Here is a 13,373-nt window from a genome sequence, read left to right on the forward strand (position 1 = left end):
CAGCGGTGTAGGATGCAAGCCCCGCGCTATTTTTTGGTGCAGACGTGAAAGCAAGACCCGGGCCGCTGCCCAGTTCGATGCTACGTTGGGGGTGAGGCCACCAATGAGACACTCGATGGCACGAACCTCGCGCAATGCCCCGGCCCCCGTTCGGCGGGTGGCGCTGGCGGCGAACTGAGAGAAGGAGCTCCTCATGGGCATGGAGATGAAGCTCCAGTTCAAGCTGTCGCAGCAGCTTGTGATGACCCCGCAGCTGGTGCAGGCCATCCGGCTGCTGCAGCTCTCACGGCTCGAGCTGGTCGACGAGATCAGGAAGGAGCTGGACGGCAACCCTGTCCTCGCGGACGACATGACCGACCCGAAGGCGCGGGACGGCGACAAGGGGGATCAGCGGGGGAGGAACGCGGACCTGCCGACAGAGCAGCGGCTCGAGAACGGCGAGCGGTTCGACCGAGACACCGACATCGCGGCGCGCGAGACGGAGAAGCGGGTCAAGGAAGTGGACTGGGAGCAGTTCCTGGAAAACAGGCAGCTCCAGCAGGCCATGCCCGCGCACCGGGGCGGCTTCGAGGAGCTGCCGCCGATCGACCAGAACCTGACCAAGCCGTCGAACCTGCGCGACCACCTGCTCTGGCAGCTCCAGATGAGCGATTTCGTCGAGAATGAGCGGCAGTTCGCGCTGCTCGTCATCGGCAACCTCGACGAGAAGGGGTACCTCGACCTCAAGGGGGGCGAACGTCCGGACGGCACGAAGGGGCCCGACATCAGCCTCGTGGACCTGGCGCGGGAGGCGGAGCTCCACCCCGAGGACGCCGAGGAGGTGCTGTCGATGATCCAGCGCTTCGATCCGGTCGGGGTCGCGGCCCGCGACCTGTCGGAGTGCCTGCGGGTGCAGGCCGAGGTGCTCGGCTTCGACGACATCGAGATGGCCATCATCAAGGACCACCTCCACAACGTGGAGCGGCGCAACTTCCCCGCGATCGCGAAGGCGCTGAAGATCCCGCTGGAGGAGGTCTACGACGCGGTCCAGGAGATCCAGAAGCTGGAGAGCGTGCCGGCGCGCAACTTCGCCGAGGTCGACGAGAAGACCATCGCCATCACCCCGGACGTGTACGTCATCAAGGACGGCACCCAGTTCGTCGTCACCGACAACGACAAGGGGCTCCAGCGGCTCTACATCAACGAGAACCTCGCCCAGCGGATGCTCAGGGACCCGAAGGCGAAGGAGTTCATCAGCGAGAAGCTCCGGAGCGCGCAGTGGCTGATCCGGGCCATCGAGCAGCGGCGGCGCACGATCATCAAGGTGACCGAGTGCATCGTCGAGAAGCAGCGCGAGTTCCTGGAGCGCGGCGTGGGCTACCTGAAGCCCATGATCCTCAGGGACGTCGCCGAGTCGGTCGGCATGCACGAGTCGACCATCTCCCGCGTGACGTCGAACAAGTACGTGCACACGCCCCAGGGGCTCTTCGAGCTGAAGTACTTCTTCAACTCATCCATCCACAGGGTCGCCGACGAAGACATCGCCTCCGAGAGCGTCAAGCAGGCGATCAAGAAGATCATCGTGGCCGAGGACAAGTCGAATCCCTACAGCGACCAGGCGATCGTCAAGATCCTCGAGGAGACGGACGGCATCAAGATCGCCCGCCGCACCGTGGCCAAGTACCGCGAGATGCTCGGCATCCTGAGCTCGTCGAAGCGCAAGAAGATGTTCTGAGCCGCGGCGGCCGGCCGCGGTCGCACGCCCCTCTGCCACGCCGCCCCTCACGGCCCCGAGCCATGCCCGCCGAACCGATCACGGCCGCCCAGATCTTCGAGCGCTTCTTCGCGCCGCAGTACCCGCCCGACGCGCTCGTCGACCTGGCAGGCGCGCGCTCCACGGACGCGAACCCGGCTGGAAACCCGTCGATCCTGGCCCAGATCGACCACGCAGCGGAGGTGTTCGCCCGCCTCGCGCCCGCGGCGTTCGGCGCGCCTGACCTCGGGCTCGACTTCTCCGATGCGTCGGTCCACCGGCTGGGCGCGGCGCTGACGCGCGAGCGACGCGACGCCTGGCTCGCGCCGGCAGGCGGCCCTTCCGATGCGCGCGGATCGAGCGGCGCGTCGGCGGCGAGCGCGGGCGGAGAGCCTCCCATGCTCGTCACCCTCGTGACGCACGGGGCGCTCTACGTGGGGGCGTGCGTCGTCAAGAATCACGGCGGAAAATGGCAGGTCCGGAGGCCCCTGTGGGAGTCGCTGGTCCGGCTCGAGTCGAGCGCAGGGACGGGCGATCTCGCGATCTTCCAGTGGTGGCTCAAGGCGCTCAGCGACGAGGAGATCGGCCGCGGCAGGCTCGTGGATCGCTACCGCACCCACGTGGAGGTGCCGACGTTCGACGCGGAGCGGCTGCCGATCCTCGCCGCGGGCGACCGGCGGATCCCGAAGCTCGCGAAGGTCCGCTACGACACGCTCTACAAGCACCTCCGCGCGCACCTGCCGGAGCTCAGGTCCGTGGGCGACGATTTCCCGTCCCCGGAGCGCTTCGAGGAGCTGGGCTTCAAGAGCATGGAGTTCGCGCTGCTCGGCGGCGGGCGGATGCTCCTCATGCACGGCGCGACCGCGGACGGGGTGCACCTGCTCTGGCTCGACGCGAGCGGCTTCGTGAAGTCGCTTTACTACCCGGCGGACAGCTTCCCCGCCCACGTGGTCCAGATCGAGGGCCAGAAGATCCGGGTGATCGTGCCCGTCCGCGGCGAGAGCCAGGTGCACGAGATGCTCTGGTGGGGGGCGTAGCCGGCTCGCGCACGGAGCGCGCCGGCGGTAGGCTCGCCCCGTGCTCTCGCCCGACGTCCGCTTCGAGGGGTTCACCGCGACCGACTGGGTTCGCGTGCTGTCGTTGTTCCGGCCCAGGCGCGCGGGCATCGACGAGCGCGAGGTCGGCCGGCCGCGCGGCGGCGTCGTCGCGGTCCACGCGGGCGGCAAGCTGAGAAAGCTCGTGCACACGGACGCGGGCCGGCTCCGGATCGACGACGCGCAGCGCGCCCTCCCGCTCTCCGCGGAGGAGCTCGCCGCGAGCCACCACGCGAGCTGGGCCGCCGTGCTCGAGGCGGGTGTCCTCGAGGCCATCGTGGAGCGGTTCGGGGCGCGGGTGCGGCGCGGTGACGATCTCATCGGCCAGTCGCTCCTGCTGCTGCAGCTCGCGCGCGAGGAGCTCCTCGCGGGGAGGATCGATCTCTGGCCGGCGAGGCTGCGCGGCGTGCCGATGCCCTCGGCGGGCGTCGTGCGCGGCACGCTGGAGTCGCTCGCAGGGGTCGGCAAGACGGTGGTGATCGGCCTGTTCGAGGGCGGGGAGCTCTGGACGAGCGTCGCGCTCCGCCGCGACGCCCGCGGGATCAACCTGATCCTCGGGCCGGACGAGGTGCGGGAGGACATGGGGCTGCTCGCGGGCGACTGGCGGCGCGACTACCGGCACCTCTCGCGCGCCATCGAGGAGCGGGCAGGGGAGCTGTCGCTCGGCTGCTTCGCGGAGGCGGAGACCATCCGGCAGCTCGAGGTCGACCCGAGCCCGGGCGCCTGGGCCAGGGCGGTGGCGGTGCGCGACGTGATCCTCGCGCCGGTGCCGGCGGCCCTCGCCATCCCGCTCGGGATCGACGCGGGGCGCGCGGCGCTCAGCGCGCTCCGCGCGCTCGTGGAGCGGATCGATCCGATGGGGATCGTGGCGCCAGCGGTGCGGGCGGTGCTCGAGCGGGCCGGCACCGACAGCGACATGGCCGCGATGCTGCCGTTCCACCCGCTGGAGCTCCTCCGCAAGCTGATCAGCCGGGATCGCTGAGCCGGCGCGGCCCCGCCGCAGCGCGGCGCGCACCTCCAGCGCGGCCGCGCTGCCTGGCTCAGGGGTGCGCGGTGCTCGAGTCGCCGCCCTGGACGGCGGGCGCGAGCTGGAAGCGGCGCTCCTCGCAGGCGTACGCCGTCGGGGTCAGCTCGATGACGGTGTGCAGCGGGATCGGCAGCGTGGGGCACGAGGGCGCGGGGCGATCCACGAGGTAGGCGTAGAGCGCGCGCAGCACCGCCTGGTGGCCGATCACGAGCACGGGCGAGCGCTGGCGCTCGAGCTGGATGATCAGCGGGTCGAGGCGCTGGATGACGTCCTCGTACGACTCGCCGCGCGGGTAGCGGTAGCGGAACTTGTCGGCCGCGCGCGCGTGGAAGACCTCGGGCATCTGCTGGCGGATCTCCTCGTACGTCATGCCCTCGCAGACGCCCGCGTCGATCTCGTCGAGGGCGCGCCAGGCGACGTGGTTCTGCGTCATCGGGCGCGCGGTCTGGATGGTGCGGCGCAGCGTGCTCGTCCAGACGTTGACGTGCTCGTCGCCGGCGCGCTCGCGGATGAACGCGGAGAGGTTCTTCGCGTACTCGTCGCCGCGCGCGCTGAGATCCGAGTCGCCGCCGAGCAGCCCCTTCTCGTTGAACACGCTCTCCCCGTGGCGCGTCAGCCAGATCGGGTGCGGCGTGAGGTGCATGTTCATCAAGAGCGGGACGAGGCGCGCCGGCAGGTAGCCGTGGATGCGGTTCAGCACGACCTGGCGGCCGACGTCGATGATCTTGATGTAGCTCCGCTCCGGCTCGCCGAGCGGCTCGTACGCGCGGGCGTAGTGCGCGATGCGCGCGCGGAAGTCGCGCAGCGCCGCCTCCGGGTCGACGCCCTGGTAGTCCGGCGAGCGGAGCTTCGTCTCGCGGACGTTGGTCTCGATGATCGACTCGTCGTTGCAGATCGACTCGATGAAGACGACCGGGAAGCCGTGCGCCTGGCAGCGCTCGGTGACGAGGTTCCGGCGAGCGCGCGTGCTGTTCGTGGCGTCGTAGATCGCCACCTCGCCGCCGGAGCTGAGCCAGCCGATGAGGTCGTCGAGGGCGGTCATCGCCATGCCGAGCAGCGCCTGGCGCCCCTCGGTGTTGTTGGGGTCGAAGAACTGGTGCGGCTGCGCGGTGCCGAGGTGCGCGCGGCGGTAGTTGCCCACGTTGAAGAGCCGCGTGGGGTGGCCGAGCCACGACAGGTACCGCGCGATCTTGCGGGCGATGGACGTCTTCCCACGGGCGGGCAGGCCCACCATGGCGAGCACGATCGGCGAGGAGTCGCGCGCGAGCGAGACCATGGGAGCGTTCTAGCCGATGACGGTACGGCCGGCGACGATGACGGAGAGCAGGCGGCCGCTGCGCTGTCCGTCGCGCCGGTACGAGAAGAAGCGGGCGGGGTCACACGCGGTGCAGCCAGGGACGTCCTCGACCGAGGTTGCGTCCAGGCCGACCTCGGTGAGCTGGGCCTTGAGGATGCGGCGGACGTCGACGTGCGGGCGCGCGCCGGGCGCCCCGCGGACGACGGCGGCGGCGCCCGCGCTGGAGGACGCGGCGAGATCGGCGGCGACGTCGTCGCCGACCTCGAAGCAGCAGGCCTCGATGTGCGGGCCGATGGCCGCGACGAGATCCGCGCCCGGGCCGGCGAGCGAGCGGAGCGCGCGGGCCGCCTCGACCACGACCCGGCGGACGGTCCCGCGCCAGCCGCTGTGGACCGCGGCGACGGCCCCGGTCCGGCGATCGGCGAGGAGGATCGGGGCGCAGTCGGCGCTGCGGACACCGCAGCCGACGCCGGGTGCACGCGAGAGGGTCACGTCCCCCACCTCGCGGACGACGTCGTCGCGATCCTCCTCACCGGTGAGGACCCGCGCCTCGACGCCGTGGACCTGGCTGAGGAAATAGAGCCGCGCGGCCGGGATGCCGAGGCGCCGCGCGGCGCGCTCCAGGTTCTCCCGGACGGCGGCGGGGTCGTCGCCGAGGGCGATGGCGAAGCTCAGGGTGTCCCACGGGGGGGCGCTGACGCCGCCGCGCCGCGTGAAGAAGGCGTGCGAGAAGCCGGCGGCGGCGAGGAGCGGGCTCTCGAGCGCCTCCGCGGCCCCGGGGGCGTCAATTTTTACGGTCATTTTGGCTCCACGGCGGGATCCGCTGCGTCGGCTGCTTCGGTCATAGACGATACGGGTGGGTTGCGTGGTATTTTCCGGCTCCACGCATGGCTGCCGGTCCGGACCCGAATATCGGTCGAGATCTGCTCGGAGGGCAGTTCCAGATCCTTCAGAAGATCGGCTCCGGCGGTATGGGGTCGGTCTACAAGGCCGCGCAGCCGGCGATGAACCGGATGGTGGCGGTGAAGATCCTCCACCCCAAGCTCGCGAACCGGAAGGATCTCGTCTCTCGCTTCCGCCGCGAGGCGCGGGCGATGAGCCACCTCACGCACCCGAACACGGTCAAGGTGCTGCTCTACGGCGAGCTCGAGGACGGCTCGCTGTACATCGTGATGGAGTACCTGGAGGGCAAGAACCTGAACCAGGTGGTCCGCAAGGAAGGGCCGCTGCCCGTCGAGCGCGCGATCCCGGTCCTCATCCAGGTCTGCGGCGCGCTGCAGGAGGCGCACATCCAGGGGATCGTGCACCGCGATCTCAAGCCCGAGAACATCTTCCTGTCGACCAACGGCGGGCTGAAGGACTACCCGAAGGTGCTCGACTTCGGCCTCGCGAAGGTGACGGAGCGCGAGCTCAGGCCGGGGTCGGTGATGCTCACGCAGGAGGGCATGGTCTTCGGGACGCCGGAGTTCATGTCGCCCGAGCAAGCCCAGGGCAAGGTGCTCGACGCGCGGAGCGACATCTACTCGCTCGCGACCATCCTGTACGAGGTGCTCACGGGCAAGCTGCCGTTCGAGGCGCGCACGCCCATGGAGTACATCCAGCACCACGTAACGAGGAACCCGATCCCGCTCGATGACCGCGTCCCCGGGAAGCAGTTTCCGCCGGGGCTCAGCGCGGTGCTCGCCAAGGCGCTCGAGAAGCGGCCCGAAGATCGGTTCGAGTCGGCCGCGGAGTTCGCGGACGCGCTCAAGCCGTTCGCGGGCGGCGCGGGCAAGGGCTACACGGCGATGATGCCGAAGAAGGCGAACGCGGTGCTCGAGCAAGCGTCGAAGCAGCACGCCGCCGCGCTCCAGGCGAACAAGTCGTCCGCGCCGTCCGCGTTCAAGTCGCCCGCGAAGACGGTGAAGATGGTCCAGCAGCCGCCGGCGCCGTCCGCGAAGCCAGCGCCCGCGCCGGCGCCCCTCGCCAAGCCGCCCAGCAAGGCGCCGGCCAAGGCGGAGGCGAAGCCGCTGCTCCTCGTCGGCATCGCGGCGGGCTGCCTGATCGCAGGCATCCTGATCACCATCGTGGCCATGCGGCTGTTCCAGGGCTGATCCTCCGCGAGCGCGCCCCGGATCGAGGCGGGCCTCCGCGGGCGTGCTAGCGTCGCCGCGCCGGCGCGCCGGCGCGCCGGGCGCTCTGGATGCGCATCGCCTGCGCCAGCGTTCACGGGGACGGCGTCATGGCCTCGGAGCAATCACGGAACCCAGGGGGAAACGAGAACGATCCGGTCAGGAAGACCGATGCGCCGGATCGGGCGTCGGATCCGCTGCGTCAGGCGTCGGATCCGCTACGTCAGGCGTCGGATCCGCTGCGTCAGGCGTCGGATCCGCTGCGTCAGGCGTCGGATCCGCTTCGTCAGGCGTCGGACCCGTTGCGTCGAGCGTCGGATCCGCTGCGTCAGGCATCGGACCCGTTGCGTCGAGCGTCGGATCCGCTGCGTCAGGCGTCGGAGCCGCCGGCGCGGCGGTCGGGGCCGCCGGGGCGAGGGAGCGAGCCGCCGGAGCGGATCAGCGGGGCAACGCGGCCGGCGAGCGCGCCGCACCTCGAGGGCGCGCAGCGCTTGCCCAGCCAGCCGGAAGGAGCGCCCCCGCAGGAGAGAGGCCCCAGGATCGCGACGTGGGCGAAGCGCATCGGGATCGCGCTCGCGGCCCTGCTCGTCCTCGCCGCCGCCACGATCGCGCTCGTCATCCGGCACTACGAGGCGGATCTCCCCTCGACCCACGAGCTCAAGGACTACCGGCCCCCGCAGGTGACGCGCATCCTCGCGCGCGACGGGACGCGCCTCGGCGAGGTCTTCACCGAGCGGCGCACCGTGGTGCGCATCGGCGAGATCCCGAGCCAGGTGAAGCTGGCCGCGCTCGCGGCCGAGGACGCAGGCTTCTACGAGCACGCAGGGCTGAACTACCTCGGCATGCTCCGCGCGCTCGCGGTGAACCTCCGCTCGACCCGGGCCCGGCAGGGCGCGAGCACCATCACGCAGCAGGTCGTGAAGAACGTCCTGCTCACGCCGGATCGGACCTTCAACCGCAAGGCGCGCGAGATCATCCTCGCCCGCAAGATCGAGCAGGAGCTCAGCAAGGACGAGATCCTGGAGCTCTACCTCAACAAGATCTACTTCGGCCACGGCCGCTACGGGGTCGAGGAGGCGAGCCGCTACTACTTCGGGAAGAGCGTGCGCGACGTGACGCTCGCCGAGGCCGCGCTGCTCGTCGCCATCGTGAAGGGGCCGTCTGTGTACTCGCCGCGGGTGAACCTCGAGCGCGCCGCGGCGCGGCGGGACTTCGTGCTCGATCAGATGCAGCGCAAGGCCTTCGCGGACGAGATCCAGGTGGCGCAGGCGAAGCAGGAGCCGGTCGTGCTCGCCATCGAGACCGAGTCGCTCGCCGAGCTCGCGCCCGAGGTGGTCGCCGAGGCGCAGCGCGTGCTGCGCGAGCTCGTCGGGCCCGCCGCGCAGCAAGGCGGCTACACGATCACGACCACGATCGATCCGGCGATGCAGGCGGCCGCGCGCGCGTCCGTCCGCAAGAACCTCGACGCCTACGCGAAGCGGCACAAGCTGCTCGGCCCGCTCGCGCGGAGCAAGAAAGAGCCGCCGGCCTTCGACGGGACGCCCGCCGGCCACAAGGTCTTCCGGGGGGTCGTGACGGGCGCCGACGACGCCCGAGGGACGCTCTCGGTGCGCGTGGGCACGCTGGAAGGCACGGTCACGCTCCGCGGCGCGCAGCGGTACAACCCGAGCGGGCTCCCGCCGAGCAAGTTCGCCGACGTCGACAAGGTGGTGCGCGTCAGCCTGATCGGCCCCGCGCCGGAGCCGGTCGTCGAAGCGGCCGCCGCAGGCCAGGAAGAGGACGAGGACGCCGCCGGAGAGGCAGGGCGCGCCGCGCCTGCTGGCAAACCGGGGAAGCCCGCGGCCCCGGTGCCGCTGCGGCTCGAGCTCGGACCCGAGGGGGCGCTCGTCGCGATCGACGTGCGGACGCGCGAGATCGTCGCCCTCGTCGGCAGCTACGAGGCGATGCGCGGCGGGCTCGACCGGGCGACGTTCGCGCGGCGGCAGCCAGGGTCGACGTTCAAGGCGTTCGTCTACGGCTACGGCATCCACGCGCGCACGCTGACGCCGGCGACGATCCTCGACACCGATCCGCTGGCCATCGCCGGGTACAAGCCGCAGAACTACGACGAGAGCGAGGGGAAGTCGCCGGCGCGGCTCCGGGAGGCGGCGGCGCACAGCGTGAACGTGGCCGCGGTGTCGGCGCTGTCGCGCGTCGGCGCCTCGAACGTGGTCGCCTTCGCCGGCGCGCTCGGCGTCCAGTCGAAGCTCGGCGCAGACCTGTCGCTCGCCCTCGGCGCCTACGAGGTCACGCCGCGCGAGATGGCCGCCGCGTATGCGAGCATCGCCGCGGGCGGCGTCCACGAGCAGCCGGTCCTGATCACGAAGATCGTCGGGCCCGGCGGGGTGGAGATCCCGCTGCCGCCACGCCGCCCGGGGCACCGCGTGATGGAGGAGGCGGAGGCCTACGTGCTCACGAGCGTGCTGACGTCGGTCGTGCAGAGCGGGACCGCCAGGCAGGCGCGCTCGCTGGGGCGCCCGATCGCCGGCAAGACGGGGACGACGAACCAGTCGAAGGACACCTGGTTCGTGGGCTACTCGACCGACATCGCGTGCGCCGTGTGGACCGGCTACGACGACGCGGCGCCGCTCGGCAGCGGCGAGACGGGCGCCATGGCGGCGCTGCCGGCGTTCGTGGAGTTCATGAAGCAGGCGCACGCGAAGCGCCCGGCCGCCGATTTCCCGGTGCCGAGCGGGGTCGTGCGCGTGAAGATCGATCCGCTGACGGGTCTCCTCGCGCGCGAGGGGCAGGAAGACGCCATCGAGGAGGTGTTCGTCGCCGGGACGGAGCCGACCGAGGAGGCGCAGGTCCCCGAGGCGGACGCGGGCGCGGAGCCGGCGGACGGCGGGGTGCCAGCCGAGCAGCCGGGCACCCCGCCGGCGGCAGGCGAGGGGCCGCGGCCGGTGGAGCCAGGGGCCGCGCCAGCGCCGGTCGAGTCGGAGCACGCGCCGGAGCCGGGCCCGCTGCCGGCCGGCGAGACGGCGCCGCCGCCGTTCTGAGCGGCGCACAAGATCGGAGGGCTCGGAGGGGCGTCAGGAGCGACGGTGATGCCCCCAGGTCGAGGGCGGCGACACCGCCGGACGAGGAAAGCGCGACCGCGGCATTTTTCCTGTCCGGAGTGCGGGGCGCTCGACGTCTCGCTCCAGGAAGCGGCGGGCGGGGGCTCGCCAGCCTCCGAAAGGAGCCGATTCATGAAACTTTACGTCGTCCCGGGATCGCCCAACTGTCGCAAGGTCCAGGCCGTCGTCCACGAGCTGTCGGTGCCCGTCGAGACGATCCTCGTCGACTTCGCTACAGGCGCGCACAAGAGCCAGGATTACCTTGCGATCAACCCGAACGGCCTCGTTCCGAGCCTCGTGGACGGAGATCTGCGCCTCTGGGAGTCCAACGCGATCATGCAGTATCTTGCGGATGCTCATGGCGCGACGTCGCTGTTTCCGCGCGACCCCAGGCGGCGCATCGATGTGGTCCGCTGGCAATGCTGGGAGCTCTCGCACTTCGGGCGCGCCCTCGGAGCGGTGCTCTTCGAGCGGTTGTTCAAGCCGCTCATGGGGGGGCAGCCCGACGAGGCGATCGCACAGCGCGCCCTCGATCAGCTCCAGCCGTACGCGGCGCTGCTGGAGGCGCACCTGAAGGCGCGCGCATTCGTGGCCGGTGACGCGGTGACGCTCGCCGATTTCTCCCTCGGGTGCCAGCTGCCCCTGGCCGCCCTCGGCCGCGTCGACCTGGCGCCGTTCCCGAACCTCCGCGCGTGGCTCGCCCGGCTCGACGAGCGGGAAGCGTGGCGCGCGACCGCGATGCCGGCTGCGATGGCGCAGGCGCTCGAGCAGGCGGTGCATCGCTCGGAGCGCGGAGGAGCGTGACGACAATGACGGGCGGAGCCGAGCTCTTCTCGCGGCTCTCCGAGCGGTGGGCCCTCGAGCCGAGCGTCGCGCGCAGCACGATGATGGGCTTTCCGTGCCTTCGCGTGGGGGGCCGGTTCTTCGCGTCGATCGACCGCGATGGGAGGCACCTCGTCGTCAAGCTCCCGGCGGCGCGTGTCGCTGCGGCGATCGCCGCCGGTGAGGGGGCGGTGTTCGCGCCGAGCGGGAGGACCTTTCGTGAGTGGCTCGCGGTGCCGCTCGAGCACGCCGCGCGGTGGGAATCGTATCTGCAGGCGTCGTACGCGTTCGCGCGAGGAGAACTCGGATGATCTATGTCCTGTTGATCCACAGCGCGCGCCCCGAGGGCGATCCGCTCCCCGCGCCGGACGAGCGCGCGGTGCTGGACCGTCACCGCGCCCTCCAGCAAGAGGCGACCGCGCGCGCCGAGCTGCTCGCCGTGGCGAGGCTCGATGGGCGAGACAAGGCGCGTACGGTGCGCGTGCAGGGGGCGACCGCGACGATCACCGATGGGCCCTACATGGAGACCAAGGAGTGGCTCGTTGGCTTTTACCTGATCGAGTGCGCCGATGAGACCATCGCCGCGGCCCGGGCGCGGCAGATCTGCCCGGCGGATGGATCCGTGGAGATCCGACCTGTCACCTGGCAGCGCACGCCGTAGTCATGGAGGGGTTCGCCCCGTTGCTCCGCCGCGCGTATGCGCCCGTGCTCGCGCGGCTGCTGCGCCACACGCGGGATCTGCACGCGGCGGAGGACGCGGTGCAGGAGGCCGTCGCCAGGGCCCTCGCGACGTGGCCAGAGCGGGGCGTCCCCGACGCGCCGGAGGCGTGGCTCGTGCGCGTCGCCACGAACATCCACAGAGACGGCTTGCGGCGGCGGTGCGGAGAGCAGCGGCACGCGACCGCGCTCGCGGCGCTCGCGGCGCGATGTCCCTGGTCCGAGGCGCTGCTCTCGGCGCCGGACGCCGCGCGGTGGCCGGACGATGTCCTGCGCCTCGTCGTCACCTGCTGCGATCCCGTGCTCGGCCTCGAGGAGCGGGCGGCGCTGGCGCTGTCGACGGTCGCGGCGCTCTCCACGGACGAGATCGCGCATGCGTTTCTGGTGAGCGCGCAGGCCATGGAGCGCCGGCTGACCCGGGCGCGCGAGAGGCTCCGGGAGCGGCGCAAGCACTACGAAGTTCCGCGGCTGGAAGAGGCGCCGGAGCGGCTTCACGCCGTGCTCGCGGTGATCCACCTCGTCTTCAACGCGGGATACTGGTCCCGTGGCGACGAGGCGCCGATACGTCGTGGCCTCACCCGGCTATCGATGCACCTGGCTCGGGCTCTCGACGCAACGCTGCCACGGGTACCCGAGGTGCAGGGCCTGCTGTCTCTGCTGCTCCTGCACGCGGCGCGCATGCCGGCCCGGACCGACGAGGAAGGGCAGCCCCGGAGCCTCGAGCAGCAGGACCGATCGAGGTGGGACAGCGCCGCGATCGACGAGGCCTGCGCGTTGCTGCGGGAGGCGCTCGAGCGGGGGCGCCCCGGCCCTTACCAGATCGAAGCCGCGATCGCGGCGGTCCACTGCTCGGCCCCGCGCGCCGAGGACACCGACTGGCTCCAGATAGCGATCCTCTACGAGTCGCTCGAGCAGCACCGCCCGGGCCCGATCGTGCGCGTGAACCGGGCTTTCGCGGTCGCCCGGGCGCTGGGCGCGGCGGAAGGGCTGAAGCTGATCGCGACGGCCATCGATCACCCGGCTCTGGCGCGTTACCCCTATGCTCACCTCGTCCAGGGCGTCCTGCTCGAGGAGACGGGGAGGGTGGATCAAGCGCTGGCGGCCCTCGAGCGAGCCCGCGATTGCGCGGCCAACGCCGCAGAGCGCGCGCAGATCGAGCAGCGCATCGACGCGCTCCGGCCGCGGGCCCCGTGCGCGGCCGCGCCAGCCCCTGACACGACGCTCGCGGCCATGGCCGCGCGCGGAGATCGCGCAGCACGGATCCCCGAGCCCGAATGAACGAGCGCGCCTCACGCGCGAAGGGCGCCGGCCCCGGGGAACGGGCCCATGACCGCCAGCGTGAGGTCCACCGACGCGCAGGAACGAACGCCTCGGGATGCGTCGTCGCATGGAGATGATCTACGCCGGAACACCATCACGCGAAAGGCACGGAAGGCAATTGCCACAGGGGCGCCGCGGGGCCGATGCACGGGAGG

Annotated in this window: 11 protein-coding genes and 1 pseudogene; 9 read left to right on the forward strand and 3 right to left on the reverse strand. The window is 71.5% G+C overall.

Annotated elements, in window-relative coordinates; genetic code table 11:
• The first annotated feature begins 193 nt into the window (after positions 1-193).
• The 3 genes from rpoN (at position 194) to WMF11_RS00185 (ending at position 3,808) form a co-directional block, all read left to right on the forward strand.
• The gene (rpoN, locus tag WMF11_RS00175) at positions 194-1,714 is read left to right on the forward strand and encodes an RNA polymerase factor sigma-54 (protein WP_437548447.1); all 1,521 of its coding nucleotides are present in this window, start codon (positions 194-196) and stop codon (positions 1,712-1,714) included.
• 62 nt (positions 1,715-1,776) lie between these two features.
• Complete coding sequence (locus WMF11_RS00180; protein WP_437976019.1) at positions 1,777-2,769, forward strand: hypothetical protein; 993 nt, start codon at positions 1,777-1,779, stop codon at positions 2,767-2,769.
• Positions 2,770-2,809: 40 nt separating this feature from the next.
• Positions 2,810-3,808 carry a hypothetical protein gene (locus WMF11_RS00185; RefSeq protein ID WP_437714972.1) on the forward strand — a complete coding sequence of 333 codons (999 nt, stop codon included), beginning with the start codon at positions 2,810-2,812 and terminating at the stop codon, positions 3,806-3,808.
• Between the two features lie 58 nt (positions 3,809-3,866).
• On the opposite strand, the gene WMF11_RS00190 is transcribed toward WMF11_RS00185, so the two are convergent.
• Both WMF11_RS00190 and pgeF read right to left on the reverse strand, forming a co-directional pair.
• Positions 3,867-5,129: a bifunctional nucleoside/nucleotide kinase/histidine phosphatase family protein gene (locus tag WMF11_RS00190; RefSeq protein ID WP_437743543.1), complete on the reverse strand. Its 1,263-nt coding sequence runs from the start codon at positions 5,127-5,129 to the stop codon at positions 3,867-3,869.
• Positions 5,130-5,138: 9 nt separating this feature from the next.
• Positions 5,139-5,951 carry a peptidoglycan editing factor PgeF gene (gene pgeF / locus WMF11_RS00195; RefSeq protein WP_437906392.1) on the reverse strand — a complete coding sequence of 271 codons (813 nt, stop codon included), beginning with the start codon at positions 5,949-5,951 and terminating at the stop codon, positions 5,139-5,141.
• Positions 5,952-6,037: 86 nt separating this feature from the next.
• Between pgeF and WMF11_RS00200 the strand changes: the two genes are divergently transcribed.
• Positions 6,038-7,243 carry a serine/threonine-protein kinase gene (locus WMF11_RS00200; RefSeq protein WP_437548455.1) on the forward strand — a complete coding sequence of 402 codons (1,206 nt, stop codon included), beginning with the start codon at positions 6,038-6,040 and terminating at the stop codon, positions 7,241-7,243.
• 177 nt (positions 7,244-7,420) lie between these two features.
• Here the strand turns inward: WMF11_RS00200 and WMF11_RS00205 are convergent.
• Positions 7,421-7,609: pseudogene (locus tag WMF11_RS00205) on the reverse strand (hypothetical protein); the annotation flags it as partial.
• Here WMF11_RS00205 and WMF11_RS00210 point away from each other — a divergent pair.
• The 5 genes from WMF11_RS00210 to WMF11_RS00230 all read left to right on the forward strand — a co-directional run bounded on the left by WMF11_RS00210 (position 7,606) and on the right by WMF11_RS00230 (position 13,176).
• Complete coding sequence (locus WMF11_RS00210; protein WP_437976020.1) at positions 7,606-10,299, forward strand: PBP1A family penicillin-binding protein; 2,694 nt, start codon at positions 7,606-7,608, stop codon at positions 10,297-10,299. The pseudogene WMF11_RS00205 and the gene WMF11_RS00210 overlap by 4 nt on opposite strands.
• Before the next feature lie 192 nt (positions 10,300-10,491).
• Positions 10,492-11,163, forward strand: a complete 672-nt coding sequence (locus WMF11_RS00215; RefSeq protein WP_437976021.1) for a glutathione S-transferase family protein — start codon at positions 10,492-10,494, stop codon at positions 11,161-11,163.
• Between the two features lie 5 nt (positions 11,164-11,168).
• Positions 11,169-11,492 (forward strand): hypothetical protein, encoded by a 324-nt coding sequence (locus WMF11_RS00220; protein WP_437906395.1) that lies wholly within the window; start codon positions 11,169-11,171, stop codon positions 11,490-11,492.
• Complete coding sequence (locus tag WMF11_RS00225) at positions 11,489-11,842, forward strand: YciI family protein (protein WP_437906396.1); 354 nt, start codon at positions 11,489-11,491, stop codon at positions 11,840-11,842. Before WMF11_RS00220 ends, WMF11_RS00225 begins: the two co-directional genes overlap by 4 nt.
• A 2-nt stretch (positions 11,843-11,844) precedes the next feature.
• Positions 11,845-13,176 carry an RNA polymerase sigma factor gene (locus WMF11_RS00230; RefSeq protein ID WP_437976022.1) on the forward strand — a complete coding sequence of 444 codons (1,332 nt, stop codon included), beginning with the start codon at positions 11,845-11,847 and terminating at the stop codon, positions 13,174-13,176.
• The last annotated feature ends 197 nt before the right edge of the window (positions 13,177-13,373 follow it).

The sequence above is a fragment of the Sorangium sp. So ce295 genome, from assembly GCF_051527405.1.
In the GTDB taxonomy this organism is placed as follows: Bacteria; Myxococcota_A; Polyangia; order Polyangiales; family Polyangiaceae; genus Sorangium; species Sorangium cellulosum_B.

Bases quoted from the DNA above. Each gene is read 5' to 3' on its own strand.
- pgeF (WP_437906392.1), bottom strand. From the start codon at position 5,951: ATGACCGTAAAAATTGACGCCCCCGGGGCCGCGGAGGCGCTCGAGAGC.
- WMF11_RS00190 (WP_437743543.1), bottom strand. From the start codon at position 5,129: ATGGTCTCGCTCGCGCGCGACTCCTCGCCGATCGTGCTCGCCATGGTG.
- rpoN (WP_437548447.1), top strand. From the start codon at position 194: ATGGGCATGGAGATGAAGCTCCAGTTCAAGCTGTCGCAGCAGCTTGTG.
- WMF11_RS00180 (WP_437976019.1), top strand. From the start codon at position 1,777: ATGCCCGCCGAACCGATCACGGCCGCCCAGATCTTCGAGCGCTTCTTC.
- WMF11_RS00215 (WP_437976021.1), top strand. From the start codon at position 10,492: ATGAAACTTTACGTCGTCCCGGGATCGCCCAACTGTCGCAAGGTCCAG.
- WMF11_RS00220 (WP_437906395.1), top strand. From the start codon at position 11,169: ATGACGGGCGGAGCCGAGCTCTTCTCGCGGCTCTCCGAGCGGTGGGCC.
- WMF11_RS00230 (WP_437976022.1), top strand. From the start codon at position 11,845: ATGGAGGGGTTCGCCCCGTTGCTCCGCCGCGCGTATGCGCCCGTGCTC.
- WMF11_RS00225 (WP_437906396.1), top strand. From the start codon at position 11,489: ATGATCTATGTCCTGTTGATCCACAGCGCGCGCCCCGAGGGCGATCCG.
- WMF11_RS00200 (WP_437548455.1), top strand. From the start codon at position 6,038: ATGGCTGCCGGTCCGGACCCGAATATCGGTCGAGATCTGCTCGGAGGG.